Origin of the sequence: Actinomadura sp. B10D3 (genome assembly GCF_039871695.1) — a bacterium.
Taxonomy (GTDB): Bacteria; Actinomycetota; Actinomycetes; order Streptosporangiales; family Streptosporangiaceae; genus Spirillospora; species Spirillospora madurae.
Genome location: NZ_JBDPLY010000002.1, coordinates 436845 through 456309, shown reverse-complemented (window position 1 = coordinate 456309; position 19465 = coordinate 436845). Strand labels below are relative to the sequence as shown.

Here is a 19465-nt window from a genome sequence, read left to right as displayed (position 1 = left end):
ACGGCGGCGGAGATAGGCTGCCACCATGTGCGAGACATCGGGTGGAACCGGGGAGGCACGGGCGTCGATGCCGCGTCCGGTGCGCGGGGCGGCGGTCGATCCCATCGCGCTGGAGCCGGTGGACGAGGTCGAGATCCTCACCCTGGTGGACAACGTCTACGACGCCCTGCTCGTCAGCGACGAGCGGACCCGCCGGGCCGGGTTCGGCGCCGGGATGGTGACGGCGCCGCAGTTCGAGGAGGGCCGCACCCCCACCGGGATGATCGCCGAGCACGGGTTCTCCGCGCTGGTCACGGTGCGCCGGGGCGGCCGGTCCACCAGGCTGCTGTTCGACACCGGCCTGTCGCCGGACGCGATGGTCACCAACGCCGCCCGGCTCGGCGTCGACCTCGGCGACGTCCAGGCCGTCGTGCTCAGCCACGGCCACTTCGACCACGCCGGAGGGCTGGCCGGCCTGGCGGGTCGGGGCGGCGTCCGGTCGCTGCCGATGGTGCTGCACCCGCTGGCGTGGACGAAGCGCCGGCTCGCCGTCCCCGGCGAGCCCGTGGAGGAGCTGCCGACGCTCAGCAGGAAGGCCCTGGGCGGCGAGGGCTTCGAGGTCATCGAACGCCGCGAGCCGTCCCTCCTCCTGGACGGCGGCGTCCTGATCACCGGCGAGGTGGACCGCACGACCGAGTTCGAGCACGGCATGCCGCCCGCGCACCAGGCCTGGACCGGCTCCGGCTGGGAGCACGACCCGCTGGTGCTCGACGATCAGGCCCTCGTGGTGCACGTCCGCGGCCGGGGGCTCGTCGTGCTGACGGGGTGCGGGCACGCGGGTGCGGTCAACATCGTCCGGCACGCGCTGCGGCTGACGGGCGTCGACCGGCTGCACGCGCTCGTCGGCGGGCTCCACCTGAGCGGTCCGGCCTTCGAGCCGGTCATCCCGCCCACGGTCGCCGCGCTGACCGAGCTGGCGCCGGGCCTCGTCGTCCCGGGCCACTGCACCGGCTGGCGGGCCCAGCACGCCCTGGCCGCCGCCCTCCCGGACGCCTGGGTGCAGGGCAGCAGCGGCACCACCTATCGGCTCGCCGCCGCATAAGACCGGCGCCGAACGGGAAGCGTGGCCGGGTGGAGGCGCTCCTGACGTTCGGCCACGGCAGGGCCGAGCGCGAAGACCTCGCCCGGCTCCTGCGCGACGCGGAGGTCCGGTCGGTGGTGGACGTGCGCACCGCTCCCGGCAGCCGGCGCAACCCGGACGTCCACCGCGACGCCCTGCAGGTGTGGCTGCCCGCCGAAGGAGTGGGCTACCGGTGGGAGAGACGGCTCGGCGGCTTCCGGCGGCCGGAGCCGGACGCGCCCGACACCTTCTGGCGCAACGACTCCTTCCGCGGCTACGCCGCGCACACCCGCAGGCCCGAGTTCCTGGCCGCCATGGACGCCCTCCTCCGGGAGGCCGGAGAGCACCGCACGGCGGTGATGTGCAGCGAGTCGGTGTGGTGGCGCTGCCACCGCCGCCTCATCGCCGACTTCGCGGTCCTCGCCCGCGGCCGGACGGTACTGCACCTCGCCCACGACGGCCGCCTGACCGAGCACCCGCCCACACCGGGCGCGCGACTGCGAGAGGACGGCCTCCTCGTCTACGACGGGGAATGAGCGGCCAGGCCGGCGAGCGTCCTCGTCAGCCTCGCGGCGCGCCCGGCCGGGGTCCGGGCCTTGAGGAGCGGGAGGATCGCCAGGTAGCGGCCGGTCTTGCCGAGCGCCGCGAAGCCGGCCGCGGCCCGGGGGTCGGCGTCGAGCGCGGCGGCGAGGTCGGGCGGCACGGTGACGTCGCGCTGCGCGGCGTAGGCCGCGTCCCAGCGGCCGTCGGCGCGGGCGGCCTCGATCTCCGCCATGCCGGGCGAGCGCATCCGCCCGGCGGCGATCAGGGCCTCCGCCCGCTCCACGTTGATCCGCGACCAGGGGCTGCCGGCGCGGCGGCGCGAGTACCGCTGCAGGTAGAAGTGCTCGTCGAGGGCCTTGCGGTGGCTGTCGATCCACCCGTGGCACAGGGCGGCCTCCAGCGCCTCGGCGATCCGGAGGGACGCGACGGGCGCCGCCTTCTTCGCGATCTTGAGCCAGACGCCGTCCGCCGAGTCGTGGTGCGCGGCGAGCCACGCCTCCCATGCCGCCGCGTCCTGGAAGTGCATCATCGCTGGTCCCCCTCGGGGTCGATACCTCCATGCTCTCCCTCAAAGTGCTCACCTTCTGCGCACTTTGAGGGAGAATGTGAACCATGCGCGCCGACCGTCTCGTCGCCGCCCTGCTGCTGATGCAGAGCCGGGGCCGGGTGACGGCGGCCGAGCTGGCCGCCGAGCTGGAGGTGTCCGTCGCCACCGCCCGCCGCGATCTGGAGGCGCTGTCGGCCGCGGGCGTTCCCGTCTACCCGCGGCCCGGACGCGGCGGGGGCTGGTCGCTCGTCGGCGGCGCCCGCACCGACCTCAGCGGGCTCACGGCGGCGGAGGCGCAGGCGCTGTTCCTGCTCGCCGGGCCCGCGGCGGGCGTGTCGGCCGAGGCGAAGGCGGCGCTGCGCAAGCTCGTCCGGGCCCTGCCCAGCACGTTCCGTGCGGACGCCGAGGCCGCGACCGCCGCCACGATGGTCGATCCCGCCCGGTGGGGCGGGCGCGACCGGCCCCGCCCCGCCCTGGTCGGCGTGCTCCAGGACGCCGTGGTCCGCCGCCGCAAGGTCCGCCTGACCTACGCCGGCCGCACCCGCGAGCGGACGGAGCGGCTGGTCGACCCGTGGGGGCTGGTCGACAAGGACGACGTCTGGTACCTCCTCGCCGGGACCGCGAACGGGCGCCGCACCTTCCGCGTCGACCGCATCGAGCGGGCCGAGCCGACGCAGGCGCGTGCCGCGCGCCCGGACGGCTTCGCCCTCGCCGCCGCCTGGGAGGAGACCGTCGAGGAGATCGAACGGCGCCGCTCCCGGACCTGGGCGACCGTGCTCATCGAGGAGCGGTTCGTGTTCGTGCTGCGTGAGCGGTTCGGGCGGCACTGCCGCACCGAGGGCGCCGCCGAGCAGGGACGCGTGCGGGTCCGGGTGGGCGCGCCGACCCCGCTGGACATCGCGCGCGACCTCGCGGGCTGGGGCGGGCGCATCGACGTCCTGGAACCTCGTTCCGTCCGCGACGAGCTGGCGCGGATCGGCACGGAACTGGCCGCCCGCTACGCCGGGGAGGACTGAGGCTCCACGGGCTTGGGTAATTTGGCCGCAGCGCATCGTGAGGAGGAACCATGTCGTCCGCGCTGATGCCGGGCACCGGCGGCACCGGCGGCACCGGGCGGGTCTCCCCCGCGACGCGGCGGCGCAACCTGGGGATCCTCCTGCGCGAGGTGCATCGGGACGGGGCGGTGTCGCGCACCGACCTCGCCGCCCGGATGGGCGTGAACCGCAGCACGATCCTGGCGCTGATCGCGAAGCTCGCGGCGGCGGGCCTGGTCCGGGAGGAGCCGTCCGCGGCGACGGGACGGTCGGGGCGGCCGTCGCTCGTCGTCCGTCCCGACCCCGGGCGGGCGTACGTCCTGGCCTTCGACGTCGCGATGGACCGGCTGGTCGCGGCCAGGGTCGGGCTCGGCGGGACGGTCCTGGAGCGCAGGGAGGCGCTCCGGCGGCGCGGCCGGGACGACCTGGAGGACGTGGTCGCCATCCTCGCCGGGTTCGGGCGCGCGCTCGTGGCCGCCGCCCCGCCGGAGGCGGCGTGCGCGGGGGTCGGCGCGTCGTTCTGCGGCCTGGTCAGGGCGGCCGACGGGAAGGTGCGGCTGGTTCCCACCCGGGGGTGGACCGATCTCGACTTCGGCCCGGCCCTCGGCGAGCGGCTGGGCCTGGACCTGCCGGTGAAGGTCGGCAACGAGGCGCATCTGGGGGCGTTCGCCGAGCTCGAACGCGGCGCGGGCGCGGGCAGCCGGAACCTCGTCTACCTGCACGGGGACATCGGCGTCGGCGGCGGCATCATCGTCGGCGGCAAGCCGCTGCACGGCGACGACGGCTACGCCGCCGAGCTCGGCCACATGATCGTCAACCCGTACGACGGGCGCCCCTGCAACTGCGGCTCGCGCGGCTGCCTGGAGGCGGAGGTGGGCGAGGCGGCACTGCTGGAGGCGGCCGGGCGCGCCGGCGGCCCGGTCGGCCGGGAGGGCGTGCGGGCCGTGGTGGACGCGGCGGAGGCCGGGGACGAGGCCGCCCGGCGGGCCCTGGACCGGGTCGGCGACTGGCTCGGCATCGGCGTCACCAACCTGATCAACCTGTTCAACCCGGGTGTCGTCGTCTTCGGCGGCATGCTCCAGGAGATCTACCGGGGCGCGGCGTCCCAGGTCCGCGCTCGCGTGGCGGCGAGCGGCCTGCCCGTCTCCCGGGAGCACGTCGAGCTCCGCACGGCCGCGCTCGGCTACGAGTCCACCCTGGTCGGCGCCGCCGAGCTGGGCTTCGCCGCCCTGCTGGCCGACCCTCTAGGCGTCCTCGGCGCCTGATCCCGGGAGCCCGAACATGGGGAGGCACGGGGCGAGCCCCTCCATGGTGACGGGGACGGTGCGGTGCCGTTCCCCGTCCTCCCGGGTGAGCCGCATACGGTGTTCGACCCTCAGTTCGCCGCGGACGACGCGGCGAACGCCAGGTGCAGGACGGCGGCCCTCACCTCGTCAGCCGCAGTCCGAGGAGCGGGAAGTGATCGACCAGCATGTCTCCACCAAGCCGGACTAAGTCGTGCGGAATTCGGTGATGGTGAGCTTCCGCTCCGGTTCGCCGTCCGTGCCGCCGTCCTTCACGCCATACTCGGCCACCTGGTCGATGACCTCCATGCCGGTGGTGACCCGCCCGAAGACCGTGTAGCTGGGCGGCAGCGCCCTGGTGTCCGCGTAGAGGATGAAGAACTGGCTGCCGTTGGTGTCCGGCCCCGAGTTGGCCATGGCCACGGTTCCGCGCGTGTACTTCGCGGACGACAGGCTCTCGTCGTCGAACCGGTAGGACGGGCCGCCCGTTCCCGACCCGCTCGGATCGCCGCACTGGAGGACCTTGAGAGACGAGTCCGTCGTGAGCCGGTGGCATCGGGAGCCGTCGTAGAACTTCCGGCCCGCGAGGTGGGCGAGGGAGTTGACCGTGCACGGCGCCTTCGCCGGGTCCAACTCCATCACGATCGTGCCGAGGTTGGTGTGGACGTCGGCGCGGGTCGCGCGCTTCGCGGGCGGCGTGGCGGGCGGGGTCCCGGACTGCTTGATCTTCGCGGTGGTCGCCGGAAGGTACCGGCACGGGCCGGACGATCCCGATCCCGCCACCGGCGACCGGGTGCCGATCCCGCCCTTCGCCCTCTCCCCGTCCCCGTCCATGAGCAGGACGGCGGTGACGAGCGCGCCGGCCAGGACCACGGCGGTGGCGGCGGCCGCCCCGGCGATCAGCAGCGGACGGGCGGTGCGGCCCCGGGCCGGCGGCGGGCCGCCCGGCCGCGGGAAGCCCGGTGGCGGCGCGGGCGGTGCGGGCGGGAACGCCGGCGCGGCGAACGGCGGCGCGGCGAACGGCGGCGCGGGGGCGGACGATGGCGAGGCGGCGGCCGGCGCCGTGGCCGGGGGCGTGCCCGGCGCCGTGGCGTCCGGTGCCGGGCGCGTGGCGGCCGAGGTGCCCTCCGCGAGCAGGTTCGCGTCCGCGCCGACGCCCAGTAGCCGCCGCAGCACCTGGACCGCGGTCGGGCGTCCCGCCGGGTCCTTGGCCAGGCAGGACGCGACGAGCGCGCGCAGGTCGCCGGTCAGGGCGCCGAGGTCGGGCTCCCCGTACAGGACCTGCTGCATGATGACCGGCACCGAGGCGCCGCCGAAGGGCGGGGCGCCGTTCGCGGCGAACGCCATCGTGCAGCCCCACGCGAACATGTCCAGGGGCGCCCCGCCGGTGGCCCCCGCCACCTGTTCCGGGGCCATGTAGGCGGGCGTGCCGACGGCGCCGGTCAGGGTGGCGGACGTGGCCTCCAGCGGCCGGGCGATGCCGAAGTCGATGACCTTCGGGCCGTCCGGCCCGAGCAGCACGTTGGCGGGCTTGAAGTCGCGGTGCACGACACCCGCCTCGTGGATCGCGGCCAGCGCGGTGGCGGTGCCGACGGCGAGCCGCACCAGCTCGTCCGGGGAGGCCGGGCCGCCGTCCGCGATCCGGTCCCGCAGCGAGGGGCCGTCGATGTACTCGCTGACGATGTAGGGGATGTCGCCGTCCGCCTCGGCGGCGAGGACGCGGGCCGTGCAGAACGGGGCGACGCGCCGGGCGGCGGCCAGTTCACGCTCGAAGAGGGTGCGGGCCCGCTCGTCCCGTCCGATGTCGGCGTGCAGGACCTTCGCCGCGACCCGCTCCCCCGTGTCCGACTCGCCGAGGAAGACGACCCCCTGCGCGCCCTCCCCGATGCGGGCCGTCAGCCGGTATCCGCCGAGCTCGCGGGGATCGGTCACGCGCAGCGGACGGGTCTCCGGCATTCACCACCTCCACGACGGTCCGGAAGGGCAGACTATCCGCGTCTCGCCGGACGGTCAGGCGGCGGTCACAGCCGGTTCCTGGACGAGGCGATGAGGTCGCGGTACCAGCCGTAGGACTTCTTCGGCGTGCGCCTCTGCGTCTCGTAGTCCACGTGGACGAGCCCGAAGCGCGGGCGGTAGCCCTCCGCCCATTCGAAATTGTCCAGGAGCGACCACGCGAAGTAGCCGCGGATGTCGACGCCCTCGTCGACGGCGGTGCGCATGGCGTTGATGTGGGCGTCCAGGAACTCGATGCGGGACGTGTCGTCCACGGCGCCGTCCGGGCCGGGCTCGTCGGGGAACGAGCAGCCGTTCTCGGTGATGTAGAGCGGCGGCAGGTCGTAGCGCGCGTCGAGCATGCGGAGCAGCGACAGGAACGCGTCCGGGACGATGGGCCAGCCCATCCCGGTCACGGGGTACTCGGTGATGTCGGTGATGTCGAAGGGCAGCGGCCCCTCCGCGGGCGTCGTCACCCGGGTGGGGTTGTAGTAGTTCACGCCCAGGAAGTCGATGGGCGCGGAGATGAGCGTCATGTCCTCGGGACGCACGAACGGCGCGTCCGCCATCAGGTCCGGGTAGCGGCCCAGCAGGACGGGATCGGTGAACAGCCGGTTCATGAACCCGTCGAAGGCGTCCGCGGCGGGCTGGTCGCCGGGGGTCGCCGCCCAGGCCGGGGAGTAGTGGTTGGTCAGCCCGATCTTGCGGGCGCCGCGGCTGCGCAGGGTCTGGATGGCGAGGCCGTGGCCGAGGAGCTGGTAGTGCGCGGTGGGGAGCGCGTCCAGCATGAGCGTCCTGCCCGGCGCGTAGACGCCGAACGCATACCCGTAGGCCGTGACGACCACGGGCTCGTTCAGAGTTATCCACATGTCCACGCGGTCCGCGAGCCGCGTCGCGGCCAGGTAGGAGAATTCGGCGAACCGGTAGGCGGTGTCGCGTTCCATCCAGCCGCCTGCGTCTTCGAGCGGCTGCGGGAGGTCCCAGTGGTAGAGGGTGGCGACGGGCGAGATGCCGGCGGCGAGCAGGCCGTCCACCAGGCGGTCGTAGAAGTCGAGGCCCTTCGCGTTCACCGGTCCCCTCCCGGCGGGCTGCACGCGGGGCCACGCGATCGAGAACCGGTACGCGTCGACGCCGAGGCCCGCCATCAGCGCGATGTCCTCGGGCCAGCGGTGGTAGTGGTCGCAGGCGACGTCGCCGGTGTGGCCGTCCCGGACGCGTCCGGGGGTGTGGGAGAAGACGTCCCAGGTGGACGGTCCCCGCCCGTCCTCACCTGCCGCGCCCTCGATCTGGTAGGCGGCGGTGGCGACGCCCCAGCGGAAGCGTTCCGGTAGCCCCATCGCGTTTCCCTCCCCAGCGTGCCCCAGCGAAATGCGAATAGCCTTCGGATATTAGTGCGGGGGTGGTGTGCGCGGAAGACTCCCGTGGCCCGCGGGTGGTGAACGGCCCGCCGAGCATGCCGGGCACCGGTGCGTTCGGGGGAGAATGGCAGCGTGACCGAGATCCGCACCCCGCTCCGCCGCCGTCCCGCCCAGCGTCGCAGCGCCGAACGCGTCCAGCGGATGCTCGACGCCTGCGCGGCCATCCTGGACGAGGACGGCTACGACGGCCTGACCACGACGCGCATCGCGCAGCGGGCCGAGGTGGCGATCGGGTCGGTCTACCAGTTCTTCCCCGACAAGCGCGCGGTGGCGCAGGCGCTCGCGCTGCGCAACCTGGAGGAGTTCGGCGACCGGGTCGCCGCGCGGCTGGCCGCCGGCGAGTTCGGCGACTGGTCCGACACGGTCGGCGCGATCATCGAGATCTTCGTGGAGATGCACCGGACCGTGCCCGGCTTCCGGGTGCTGCGCTTCGGGGACGTCGCGGACGTCAACCTGCTCGACGACGAGGCCGACAACAACGCGGTGGTCGCCGACCGGCTCCGCAGGCTGGTGGTGGACACGTTCGGCGTCCAGGACACCCCCGGCCTCGCCACCGCGCTCGCGATCGCGGTCGAGGCCGGCGACGCCGTGCTGAAGATGGCGTTCCGCCGCAGCCCGGACGGCGACCCCGAGATCGTGGCCGAGGCGGAACGGCTGATCCACGGGTACCTGGCCGCGCACATCCAGGAGTCCTGAGCGCGGCCCCCGGCGGTGGGCGGGCCCGGGCCGCCGCGGCCCGGCGCGCCCGCGCAAACACCGCAAGATCCGGCGCCGCTGTGGCAGACTCCCACGGCAAAACGCAATAGAACGGGTGAGTTCGCTGGACGAAGAGAGACTGCAGGCGCAGCGCAAGCTGCTGATCCGGCAACGTCTGCGCCTGATGGTGAACCAGTACGAGGTGCACGCCGAGGGCAGCGGCGGCCAGGAGGGCGAGCTGCTCGCCTTCGCGCAGCAGAAGCGGCTGGCGTTCAAGGAACAGGTCACCCTGTACTCCGACGACACCAAGACCCGCCCGATCCTCGGGTTCAAGGCGCGCAAGCGCATCGACCTGGCGTCGGCGTACGACGTCACCGACGCGCACGGGCAGCCGATCGGCGTCTTCCGCAAGGACTTCAAGAAGTCGCTGCTCGCCTCGACCTGGCATCTGGAGCAGCCCGGCCTCGGCGTGACGACGGGCAGCGAGCGCAACAAGTTCGTCGCGGTGCTGCGGCGCGTCTGGCAGATCATCCCGTACGTGGAGAGCCTGCCGTTCGCCTGGCCGTACCACTTCGACTTCTACGCCGGTGACCAGGTGGTCTTCTCCGTCGACAAGAAGTTCGGGTTCCGCGACCGCTACGTGGTCGAGATCAACGACCCGCGGCTCGACCGCCGCCTGGTCATCGCGCAGGCGGTCGGCCTGGACGCGCTCCAGTCGCGCTGACGCGCGTCGTGCTGACGCGCGTCGCGTCGAAGCCCCTCCGGTCAGGCCGAGCGGTGCCGGTTCCCGTGACTCCCTGGCCTCCGCGCGCTTTACATGTTACGAAGGTATGTAAAGCCGTGGGCGGAGCACACCCGCGTCGCGATCGCGCGGCGTCCTGCCCGGAGGAGGATCCCCCGTGAGTTCCTACGACCTCTACACCACGCCGGTGCCGACCGAGACGTGGAACGTACCGATGGCGGGCGACGCCCGCTTCACCTGGGAGTACGACGAGGGCCGCGACCGGCTGCTGAACCTGTACCAGAAGGGCAAGGACAAGCAGTGGGACGCGCAGAAGCGCATCGACTGGGACCTTGAGGTCGATCCGGTCAACGTCGCCGGGCTGCCCGAGAACTTCAACCCGCTGTTCGGGTCCGACATCTGGGAGAAGATGTCGCAGAAGGAGCGGGACGAGTTCGGCCGCCACCAGGGCTCGTGGCTGTTCAGCCAGTTCCTGCACGGCGAGCAGGGCGCGCTGAACGTGTCGGCGCGCATCGTCCAGTCCGTCCCCGACCTGGACTCGAAGTTCTACGCCGCCACGCAGACCATGGACGAGGCGCGGCACGTCGAGCTGTACACGAGGTTCGTGCACGAGAAGATCGGCATGTACTACCCGATCAACCAGGACCTCGCGAAGCTGCTCGCCGAGTCGCTGGAGGACAGCCGCTGGGACCTGCCCTACCTCGGCATGCAGGTGCTCATCGAGGGTCTCGCGCTCGCCGCGTTCGGGCTCTACCGCGACATGTCGACGAACCCGCTGGTCAAGCAGCTGCTCGCGTACGTCATGCAGGACGAGGCGCGGCACGTGGCGTTCGGGCGGCTCGCGCTCAAGGACTACTACGCCGAGCTGACCGAGAAGGAGCGGGCGGAGCGCGAGGAGTTCGTCGTCGAGGGCTGCTATCTGATGCGCGACCGTTTCAAGGGCCGCGAGATCTTCGAGCAGCTCGACATGCCGGTGGACCGGTGCATGGAATTCGTCGACAACTCCGACATGTACACCCTCTACCAGTCGCTGCTGTTCAGCCGGATCGTGCCCTGCGTCCGGGACGTCGGCCTGTGGGGCGACAAGGTGCAGGCCGCATACCAGGACATGGGTGTCCTCGACAACGCCAAGGCCGATCTCGAAGCGCTGATGAAGCAGGACGAGGAGATCGCGGAGAAGGTCGACGAGGAACGGTACGCGGCCGAGCTCGCGGCCCGCAAGGACGAGGTCGACCAGGCCATCGGACTCGGCGCCGCCGAGTAGCCGGAAGCGCGGAGCGACCCGGAACCGGGTCGTCGGCGGGGGCGTCCCACGGGGCGCCCCCGCTTTATGCTTTGTCCTATCTTAATGCCATTCGGCGTCTCCGGACTTTCCTTCCCCTTCGCGTAGATCTTTGTTCCGGCCGGTCAATTCATCCCCGAAATCACCGCGTGCGACATCGGCGTGTACTAGCGTCCCCGCTCGACGGCGCGCCGGTCATCGCATATCGCGCGGGCGCGCACCATACGTGCAGGGTCAATCCCACATCCCTCGGGGAGAAGAAATGAACCGGTCCACCATCAAAATGCTGAGCGCCTGCGCCCTCGCTCCCGTCGTCGCGGCGTTCGCCGTGGCGGCCGCCCCGGCGAACGCCGCCAAGGGCCCGGCCACGACGCTCCTCTACGACACCGCGACCGGGGCCGCCCCCGTCACCGGGACGCTCCCCGCCCCCGCCGTCAACCGGGCGGGCCAGGTCGCCGAGACGGGCACCGGCGCGGTCGACGGGATCCTCCGCGCGGCGCCGGTCGCGGCTCCCCTCCCGCACGGACGCAGCGCCCAGACGCCGCTGAGCCTGCCGGTACCGGGGCTGTCGTCCGGTCTGCCGGACGTCCCGTCGATGCTCGGCCTCGGGGGAGTGGCCGGGCAGAAGGTCCTCCGCAAGACCGGCCGGCACGCGGGGCACCCGGGCGGCGAGCTCCCCGGGGGCGCCGTGAACACGGCGGGCAAGACCGTGGGCAAGGCCGGCGGGCTCGTCGGTTCCAAGGGCGGCGCCGGCAAGGTGGTCGACGTCCTGACCGCGAAGGAGCGCTCGGTCTCCCGGCTGGCGGACGGCCCCCTGTCCATGCCCGAAGCGTCCGTGCTCGACCTGGCGAACCCGGCCGGCCTCGGCTGACCCACCGCACCGCGGCACCGCGGCGGCACCGCGCCACGACAGCACGACATCACGGCATCACGAACCTCCTGACGGGGCGTTCCGGCGGAAGCGACATTCCGCCGGAACGCCCCGTTCCGTTAGCATGCAAGCGATTGTTATATGCCCGAGATCTCGTGGTCTATGGCGAGTAAAGTCGATCTTCAATCCCGGTCACCGTGCGAAGTTGATCAGCTTCACCTGGTCAAGACTGAGGTGACAAAGCCCACAAATCAGGGCCCTACGGCTTGATTCACGCGGGACACACCGTACGGTCAAGGACTTGTGCGGCACTTGAGAGATCAAAAATGAAGATGCCTTTCCGGCCGCACTCACCGGACGCTTGACCGCGAGGGAGCGGACGCGCCTGAGAGAGATCGGCGCGGCGGGCCATGGAGCCCGCGGGCGGCGGGGGATTCGGGGACGATCGAGGTCGCCTGACCACGCCGCGAGAACGGCGGTGTGAACGCCGGGCGTCCGGGGTCCTGTTCCCGACCGAAGGACTCCTCTGTGGGCAGCCCTGTCAGGCGTCTTCTTCGAGCACGCCTACGCACCATCCTGATCGTCTCCGGCGCCGCCGTCGCCGTCCTGGCCGTGGGCGCCTTCGCCCTGGCGGACACCGGCGGCGGGGCGGGTTCCGCCGGTGCGGCGCGGTCCGCGCCCCGGGCCACCGATGATCCGCTGGCCGACCGGCCGCACGAAGAGCCGACCCGGGCGAGCCGGGGCGGGACCCGGTCGCCGGAGCCGTCCCCGACGAAGACTCCCGAGACGGAGCCGCCGAAGCCCGACAGCCAGGCCGCCCAGGTGGCCAAGCCCAAGAAGAAAAAGAAGAAGAAGTACAAGGTCGTCGGCTCAGGGTCCTGCGAAGCCTCCTACTACTGGGAGGGGCAGATGACCGCAAGCGGCGAGCGCTTCGACCCGAACGCCCTGACGGCCGCGCACAAGACGCTGCCGATGGGCTCGAAGGTCCGCGTGACGAACAAGAACAACGGCAGGTCGGTCATCGTCCGCATCAACGACCGCGGCCCGTACGCGGGCGGACGCTGCCTGGACCTGTCCAGGGCCGCCATGAAGAAGGTCGGCGGCACGGGCGCGGGCGTCATCCCCGTCCGGTACGAGGTCCTGTCCCGCGGCTGATCCCCGCGCACACCCCGCATGCCCCGCACCCGCCCGGCGGGCGCTTCACGGTGCCCGCCGGGCGGTCAGGACCCGTGCCCCACGCCCGCTCCGGTCCGCGCCTCGGCGGCGTCCTGCCCGCCGGGTGCCCAGGATCCGTGCCGCGGGTCGACGGGCTGCGTGTCGCCCAGCGCGACGACCTCCCGCGATGCCTCCACCTGCGGGACGTCCGCCTGCGGGACGTCCACCTGCCGTGCCTCCGCCTGCGGGACGTGCACCTGCGGGACGTGCACCTGCGGGACGTCCTCCAGGGTCGCGGACGGCGAGGCCGGGCCGCGGGCGAGGTGGTCGCGGAACCAGTCGGTCAGGACGCCGTCCACCCGGACGGCCTCGGTGATCGGCGGGCGGGCCTCGGTGCCGGGTTCGGCGGCCAGCGCGTGCCCCATCCGGAACGTGGCGGCCTCCACCGCCGAGGCGCCGTGCCGGCGCAGCTCGTCGCGGAGCGCGGTGATCTCGCGCGGGGGGACGACGCGGTCCTTCCCGCCGCTGATGAGCAGCGTCGGGACGTCCCGGCCGGCGATGCCGGCGGCGAGCGAGCCGAGGTCGAGCTCGTCGGCGAGCGCGGCGGCGCGGTCGGACCAGGCGCGGTCGCGGCCGGACCGCTTCTCCACCGCCCGCGCGGCCCGCGACGGCGCCACGACGGGCGCCACGAGCGCGGCGGCGCTGACCGGGACGGCCCCGCGCGCCACGGCCAGCAGCGCGGCGGCTGCGCCCGCGCTGAAGCCGGCGAGCGCGACGGGCCCGTCCGGCAGGCCGAGGTCGCCGCGGATCTCGTCGAGCGCGGCGGGCAGCCGCTCGGCGGCGTTCCGCACGGCCGCGCCGTAGGCCTCGATGCTCTCGCTCTCCAGGATCGCGCCCGACCCGAGCCCGCCGGGCGAGCGTCCCGGCAGGTCGAGGTAGACGCGCCACACCGGCACGCCCGTCATCGGGATCGCCGCCGCCAGCGCCGCCGCCGTGCGGGGCGGGTCGAACCCGGGCCAGGCCACGACCAGCCGGGTCGGGCCGGACATGACCGCGTCGACCGCGGTCGGCGGCAGCGCGACGTAGGCGTCCCCCGACGCGGTTCCATGGACAGGGCGGTTCGTATCCTCGCCGGTCATCTCGGTACGTCAGCTCCCCATGCTCGACGGCCATGCCGGTCGTGCCGGCGGGAGGCGGCGCTCCTCCCAGCGTCGCCCCATGCTTTCAGTAGACGCCGGGCAACACACCGTGAATCGCCGCACGTCGCCCATCAGAGTGACGAAGAACTCACTTCCGGTGACGTCTCCCCGGCGTGTCCGGGAGGCGTTCACGGCGATCATTCCGGCGCCGCCCGGAGCGGTCCGGCTGTGACACCCGCCTCACGGTCGGTCGAGGGGAACAAATAGGGCACCCCTCGCGTCCTAGTCATACGTGGGCGCCGCGGGGGCGCGCCCTCACGAACATCTGGATGAGGAGTGCTGGTGGACAGGAAGCGCAGTGCGGCCGCCGCCGGGCAGGCCTGGCAGATCTACCGCGAGACACTGGAGCCCGAGGCCCCCGGGTTCTGGGAGCGCGTCCGCGCCGTCCCGAGGATGATGAAGTCCGTCCTGAGCGGGAAGTACAAGGGCATGTCCTTCGGGACGCTCGGGCTGCTCGCCCTGGGTCTCGTGTACATCATCTCCCCGATCGACGCCGTCCCCGACGTGATCCCCGTCGCGGGCATCGTGGACGACACCGGGCTGGCCCTGTGGCTGGCCACCGTGCTCGTCCGGTCCGCGGGCGACTTCGTCACGTGGGAGCGCAGCGGGCGCCCCACGGTGATCGTCGGCGAACCCGTCGACTGACCGAACCGCCTACGCCGTCGGCCCGAGTTCCTTCGCGAACCGGTCGGCGGCGTCGCGCATGATGGGGACGACGTCCGGGACGGTCTCCCGCGTCATGCGCCCGGACGGCCCCGACACCGAGATGGCCGTCAGCGTCGGCGCACCTCGCAGCGGCACCGCGACGCAGCGCACGCCGATCTCCTGCTCCTCGTCGTCCAGGGCGTAGCCCTGCCGGCGGATCCGTTCCAGCTCCGCCAGGAGCGCGTCCGGGTCGGTGAAGGTGTGGGGAGTGTGCGCGGACATGCCCGTCCGGGCGAGGATCTCCCGCACGCGCCGGTCGGGGAGCTGCGACAGGAGCGCCTTCCCCACGCCGGTGCAATGCGGCTGGACGCGCCGTCCCACCTCGGTGAACATCCGCATCGAGTGCTTGGACGGCACCTGCGCGACGTACACGGCCTCGTCGCCCTCCAGGACGGCCATGTTGGCCGTCTCCCCGATCGCGTCCACCAGCCCTGCCAGCACCGGGCGCGCCCACGTCCCCAGCAGGCGGCTCGCGCCCTCGCCGAGCCGGATGAGCCGCGGCCCCAGGGCGTAGCGCTTGGACGGCTCCTGGCGCACGTAGCCCTGGTTCACCAGGGTCCGCATCAGCCGGTAGATCGTCGGCATCGGCAGGCCGGAGACCTCCGTGAGCTCCGACAGCGCCATCTCGCCCCCGGCGTCCGCCAGATGCTCCAGCAGATCGAACGCGCGCTCCAGCGACCGAACGGCCTCCGCCACCCCGTGTCTCCTCCCCGTCGCGACCCCCCGATTCTACGGAGAACCGATTCCGCTGTACGAAAGAGGGTGGGTCGCCAGAGTGATGCACGTTACTCCCGTGGATGATCTGGCAATAACTGTCTGTGCCCGGCGCCACGTCGCCGCCCCCCGGCAGCCGTAGAGACCGTTTGGGGGATCGAGTGCGAGAGGGGCGCGGGAGACCACGCTATGGCGCCGTCGCGGCGAGCGGGGCGCTGGCCGTTCCACTGATGCTGGCGAGCCCGGCCGCCGCGGCCGTGCCGAGCGGGCGACCATCGGGCGTCAAGCTGCTCATGGACATCACGGCCACCGGCGACGCGGCGCACGGCCGGGGATACACGCTCACCTACACGGTGCGGGTCAGCGCTCGCGGAGGCGTCGCGCGCCACGCCGCCGTCCGCCTCGCGGCCGAGCGCCCCCTCGTCTGGACGAGCCACTCGCCGACCTGCTCGAAAGCCGATTCCGGCCACGAGCTGCGCTGCGAGTTGGGCGACGTGGGGGCGAAGCCGCAGGAGCGCAAGGGCACCGTCCGTATTCCAGCGTCCAGGGTCTCCGGGCCGTCCGCGAAGCCTCTGAGCATCCTCGCGCTGGCGGACGCCTCCAACGCGTCCCGCCGGTCCGCCCTCGCGATGTTCGACTTCTCCGGCGCCGCTCCGAGCCCGCCCGCGAAGGCCTCGCCGAAGACCAGGCCCAAGCCCTGCGCGGGCAAGAAGCGGTGTCCCGCGTCCGGCGGCAGGCCGAGCCCGCGCGCCAAGCCCGAGCACTGCGCGAGCGGGAAGGCGAAGACGGGCGCAAGGCCCTGCACGAAGACCAAGCCGCCTGCTGGCAGACCGACCGCGTCCAGTCCCCGGCCGCACAAGAGCACTCACCCGTCCGGCGGCAAGCCGACCCCGCACAAGGCACCGCACAAGGCACCGCACAAGGCACCGCCCAAGGGACCGAAGGCGCATCCCAAGGGAGGCGGCAAGGCCACAGGCCGTCCGTCCAGCGGCAAGCCGAGCACGACCGCCCCCAGACCGCACAAGACGACACCCAAGGCGGGCGCGCTGCCCCGCGGGAGTGGCGCGACCACGAGCCGGCCGCGCGTGTCCGGTCCCAGGGCACCTGAGACCGCTCGGCCGTCCGGCGGCACGGTGAGCCCGCACAAGACACCGCACGAGACGCCGCGAGTGCACTCGGGCGCGGGTGACGGGGAGCACCCGTCCCGGCCCGCGGGCGGTCAGACGAATGCGGGCGATCTGCCGGTCGTGCCGGGGGCGCCGGGAGCGTCCGCCTCCGTGCCCGTCTGCCAGGGCGCGAACTGCCCGGACGAGGGTCCCGTGGACGTCGAGGCGGGCGTTCCGGACGTGCCGGACCCGGAGGCCGCGGAAGAGCCGGAGGCCGGCGCCGCGGTGCCGCCGGAACCCGGATCGGTGGTGCCGCCTGTGCCGCCGCCGGACACGAGCGTCCTCCCGCAGATGAGCCCGCCGGCGGACCCCAGTGTGGCCGCCGGCAGGACCCGGATGACGCTGATGGCGCCCGTCGGGGCGGAGGAGGGCGACGACACGGACTGGGCCGTCGTCGTCGGCGCATCGCTCGTGGCCGAGATCGGGTTGTTGTGGGGTGCCGCGTGCATCGCCCTCTGGAGGCGGCGGATCAGGCTGAGCCGCGCGATGTCCGGGTCCGCGGACGACGGGCCGGTGTGACGCCGCCGGGAGAACGCACACGACGCGAACGGGGGCGCATCGGAACTGCGCGCCCGAATCCGTGATGACCATGCCGCTAACACCCCAAATGCGGCCCGGCGTCAGTATGCTGACCGCCAGTCAGTAAACACTGCCGTGACGGACAGGGGATCCGGTATGTCAGAGGCGACACTGCAGTGCCCGAAGTGCGAATCCACGCTCGACACCCATGAACGCCACGGGGTCGTCATCGAGGAATGCCCGGGATGCAAGGGCGTCTTCCTCGACCGCGGCGAACTGGAGCAGCTCATCGACGCCGAGAGCCGCTACCTCGCCGAACTCCCGGACGACGTCAACCCGGAGACGACGTACCAGGGGCGGCACCGCAGGGGCATCGTGCAGCGGATCTTCGCCGCGGAAGAGTGATTCCCGCACGGTCCGTGACCGCTCATACGCCCCCGTGTAAAGGGCGATTTCCTCTTGTCACGGCGGTGACAAACCGCGGTTCGGCGAATGTGACCGCGAGCTAATATCGCGCACTGGCTACCATCCGGTAGCTTGACGATCATCGCCGGTCGCCGGGGGCGTCCAAGGAGGGGCGTCCGGCAGGCGCGGCGCACGCCCGCCTGCGGCGCCCGACCCCGCACGGCACCGCACACGGCCCCCCGGCCCCCTCCTCGGGAGATGATCAATGGCATTGGGCTCGCTGCTTCCCGACCTCCTGCCCGGCGGCTCCGGCCGCACCCCGCTGATCGAACGGATCGCGCGGTGGGCGAGGGAGAAGCCGGACGCCCCGGCCTACACCTTCGTCGACTACTCGGCGGACCCCTCCGGCGCGCACACCACGCTGAGCTGGGCCGAGACCGACCGGCACGCGCGCGCCACGGCCGTGACGCTGCGCCGGGTCACCGGGCCCGGCGAGCGCGCCGCGCTGCTGCTCCCGCAGACGCTCGACTACATGATGACCATGCTCGGCGCCATGTACGCGCACGTCATCGCGGTGCCGCTGTTCTCTCCCGACCTGCCGGGGCACGCCGACCGGCTGATCGGCGCCTACACCGACGCCGAGCCCGCGGTGATCGTCACGACGCGGAACGCGCTGCCGCACGTGGAGAAGTTCCTCGCCGACCACGACGTCCCGCGGCCCAAGGAGATCGTGTTCGCCGAGGAGATCGACCTCGCCCTGGCCGGGCAGTGGGAGGACGAGCCCGTCGCGTTCGACGACCTCGCCTACCTCCAGTACACGTCGGGGTCCACGCGCCGCCCCGCCGGCGTGGAGATCACCCACGGGAACGTGACGGCGAACGCCGCGCAGCTCTGGGCCGGCTGGGCGCCCGACCGGCCGAACCCCGAGCTGGTGAGCTGGCTCCCGCTGTTCCACGACATGGGGCTGATCGCCACGATGGCGCTGCCGCTGGTGCGCGGCGACCACGCCATCTACACCGACCCCGTGTCGTTCATCATGAACCCGATGCGGTGGCTGCAGCTGATCGCGTCGCGTCCCGGCAAGAACGTCTACACCGCGGGGCCCAACTTCGCCTACGAGTACGTCGCGTCGATGGCCTCGCCGGAGAAGATCGCCGGCCTGGACCTGTCCGGGCTGACGACGTGCCTGAACGGCGCGGAGCCGATCCGCACCTCGACGCTGTCGACGTTCGCCGAGGCGCTCGCGCCGGCGGGCCTGCGTCCGGGCGCGCAGGCGCCGGGCTACGGGCTGGCCGAGGCGACCGTGTTCGTCACCGCGGCGGCCGAGGACGCCCCGCCGAAGGTGATCTCCGCGGACCGGGACGCGCTCACCCAGGGCGAGCTGCGGCTCCGCGACGGCGACGGGGACGAGGGGACCAGCGCGCTGGTGTCGTGCGGGCACCCGTCCGGCCAGATCGTCGCGATCGTCGACCCCGAGACGCGCGTCGAGCAGCCGGACGGCAGGGTCGGCGAGATCTGGGTGCACGGCCCCAACACCGCGCCCGGCTACTGGCGCAACTCCGAGCGGAGCCAGGAGACGTTCGGCGGCGTACTGGCCGAGCCCGGTGATCTGCCCTCCGGTCCCTGGATGAAGACCGGCGACTACGGCGTCGTCCACGAGGGCGAGCTGTACGTCACGGGCCGCATCAAGGACCTCATCATCGTGGACGGCCGCAACCACTACCCGCAGGACATCGAGGTCACCGCGCAGGAGGCCCACCCGGCGATCCGCCCCGACCACGTCGCCGCCTTCGCCCTCACCGGCGAGGAGACCGAGCGGCTCGTCGTCGTCGCGGAGCGCAACCGCCGCGTTCCTCTCGGGCGCCTGGACGTGGACGAGGTGGAGTCGGCCGTGCGGGGCGCCATCACCATCGAGCACGAGATGAGCGTCCACGACTTCGTGTTGATCGAACCGGGTGGCGTGTCGCGTACGTCCAGCGGGAAAATCGCGCGTGCGGCGACGCGGCGGCGCTATCTGGACGGCGCGCTGCCGACCACGGCCGCCCGCCTCGCCGCACGCAGGTGACCACTCGTGACCGGCCCCGGGGAGCAAGGG

At 72.9% G+C, this 19465-nt stretch carries 18 protein-coding genes and 1 pseudogene; 13 read left to right on the top strand and 6 right to left on the bottom strand.

Translation table 11 applies throughout. The annotated features are described in order from the left end of the window. Positions 1–25: 25 nt before the first annotated feature. Both ABGB11_RS05410 and ABGB11_RS05405 read left to right on the top strand, forming a co-directional pair. Entirely contained in the window at positions 26–1081 is a 1056-nt protein-coding gene (locus ABGB11_RS05410) for an MBL fold metallo-hydrolase (RefSeq protein ID WP_347629379.1), read from the top strand. 29 nt (positions 1082–1110) lie between these two features. Further along, the gene (locus ABGB11_RS05405) at positions 1111–1635 is read left to right on the top strand and encodes a DUF488 domain-containing protein (RefSeq protein WP_347629377.1); all 525 of its coding nucleotides are present in this window, start codon (positions 1111–1113) and stop codon (positions 1633–1635) included. Here the strand turns inward: ABGB11_RS05405 and ABGB11_RS05400 are convergent. Then, a complete protein-coding gene (locus ABGB11_RS05400) occupies positions 1620–2171 on the bottom strand; it encodes a YdeI/OmpD-associated family protein (RefSeq protein ID WP_347629375.1) in 552 nt (183 codons plus the stop codon). The two genes, ABGB11_RS05405 and ABGB11_RS05400, sit on opposite strands and share 16 nt — an antisense overlap. Before the next feature lie 83 nt (positions 2172–2254). Between ABGB11_RS05400 and ABGB11_RS05395 the strand changes: the two genes are divergently transcribed. Both ABGB11_RS05395 and ABGB11_RS05390 read left to right on the top strand, forming a co-directional pair. Next, positions 2255–3205: a WYL domain-containing protein gene (locus ABGB11_RS05395; RefSeq protein ID WP_347629373.1), complete on the top strand. Its 951-nt coding sequence runs from the start codon at positions 2255–2257 to the stop codon at positions 3203–3205. A 50-nt stretch (positions 3206–3255) separates the two neighbouring features. Next, a complete protein-coding gene (locus tag ABGB11_RS05390) occupies positions 3256–4488 on the top strand; it encodes an ROK family protein (RefSeq protein ID WP_347629371.1) in 1233 nt (410 codons plus the stop codon). On the opposite strand, the pseudogene ABGB11_RS05385 reads toward ABGB11_RS05390, so the two are convergent. From ABGB11_RS05385 to ABGB11_RS05375, 3 genes and pseudogenes are all read right to left on the bottom strand, one after another. Beyond that, positions 4468–4614: pseudogene (locus ABGB11_RS05385) on the bottom strand (GNAT family N-acetyltransferase); the annotation flags it as partial. The gene ABGB11_RS05390 and the pseudogene ABGB11_RS05385 overlap by 21 nt on opposite strands. 99 nt (positions 4615–4713) lie before the next feature. After that, positions 4714–6462, bottom strand: a complete 1749-nt coding sequence (locus ABGB11_RS05380) for a peptidylprolyl isomerase (protein WP_347629369.1) — start codon at positions 6460–6462, stop codon at positions 4714–4716. Positions 6463–6527: 65 nt separating this feature from the next. Continuing rightward, positions 6528–7835: a GH1 family beta-glucosidase gene (locus tag ABGB11_RS05375; RefSeq protein ID WP_347629367.1), complete on the bottom strand. Its 1308-nt coding sequence runs from the start codon at positions 7833–7835 to the stop codon at positions 6528–6530. 153 nt (positions 7836–7988) lie between these two features. On the opposite strand from ABGB11_RS05375, the gene ABGB11_RS05370 reads away from it, so the two are divergent. From ABGB11_RS05370 to ABGB11_RS05350, 5 genes are all read left to right on the top strand, one after another. Continuing rightward, positions 7989–8612, top strand: a complete 624-nt coding sequence (locus ABGB11_RS05370; protein ID WP_347629365.1) for a TetR/AcrR family transcriptional regulator — start codon at positions 7989–7991, stop codon at positions 8610–8612. A gap of 115 nt (positions 8613–8727) precedes the next feature. Then, on the top strand, positions 8728–9336 hold the full coding sequence (locus tag ABGB11_RS05365; protein WP_347629363.1) for a hypothetical protein: 609 nt from the start codon (positions 8728–8730) through the stop codon (positions 9334–9336). A gap of 175 nt (positions 9337–9511) precedes the next feature. Continuing rightward, complete coding sequence (locus ABGB11_RS05360; RefSeq protein WP_347629361.1) at positions 9512–10618, top strand: ferritin-like domain-containing protein; 1107 nt, start codon at positions 9512–9514, stop codon at positions 10616–10618. 280 nt (positions 10619–10898) lie between these two features. Then, the gene (locus tag ABGB11_RS05355; RefSeq protein ID WP_347629359.1) at positions 10899–11507 is read left to right on the top strand and encodes a hypothetical protein; all 609 of its coding nucleotides are present in this window, start codon (positions 10899–10901) and stop codon (positions 11505–11507) included. Between the two features lie 528 nt (positions 11508–12035). After that, positions 12036–12662, top strand: coding sequence for a septal ring lytic transglycosylase RlpA family protein (locus tag ABGB11_RS05350; protein ID WP_347629357.1), 627 nt, complete (start codon positions 12036–12038; stop codon positions 12660–12662). A 65-nt stretch (positions 12663–12727) separates the two neighbouring features. Here ABGB11_RS05350 and ABGB11_RS05345 read toward each other — a convergent pair whose 3' ends face one another. Further along, positions 12728–13801: a hypothetical protein gene (locus ABGB11_RS05345; protein WP_347629355.1), complete on the bottom strand. Its 1074-nt coding sequence runs from the start codon at positions 13799–13801 to the stop codon at positions 12728–12730. Positions 13802–14143: 342 nt separating this feature from the next. On the opposite strand from ABGB11_RS05345, the gene ABGB11_RS05340 reads away from it, so the two are divergent. Further along, positions 14144–14506, top strand: a complete 363-nt coding sequence (locus ABGB11_RS05340; RefSeq protein WP_347629353.1) for a YkvA family protein — start codon at positions 14144–14146, stop codon at positions 14504–14506. Between the two features lie 9 nt (positions 14507–14515). Here the strand turns inward: ABGB11_RS05340 and ABGB11_RS05335 are convergent, their stop codons facing one another. After that, positions 14516–15262: an IclR family transcriptional regulator gene (locus tag ABGB11_RS05335; protein ID WP_347629351.1), complete on the bottom strand. Its 747-nt coding sequence runs from the start codon at positions 15260–15262 to the stop codon at positions 14516–14518. A gap of 248 nt (positions 15263–15510) precedes the next feature. Between ABGB11_RS05335 and ABGB11_RS05330 the strand changes: the two genes are divergently transcribed. From ABGB11_RS05330 to ABGB11_RS05320, 3 genes are all read left to right on the top strand, one after another. Continuing rightward, positions 15511–16965, top strand: a complete 1455-nt coding sequence (locus ABGB11_RS05330; protein WP_347629349.1) for a hypothetical protein — start codon at positions 15511–15513, stop codon at positions 16963–16965. 156 nt (positions 16966–17121) lie between these two features. Beyond that, entirely contained in the window at positions 17122–17370 is a 249-nt protein-coding gene (locus tag ABGB11_RS05325; RefSeq protein ID WP_347629347.1) for a zf-TFIIB domain-containing protein, read from the top strand. A 265-nt stretch (positions 17371–17635) separates the two neighbouring features. After that, positions 17636–19435, top strand: a complete 1800-nt coding sequence (locus ABGB11_RS05320; protein WP_347629345.1) for a fatty acyl-AMP ligase — start codon at positions 17636–17638, stop codon at positions 19433–19435. Positions 19436–19465: the final 30 nt, after the last annotated feature.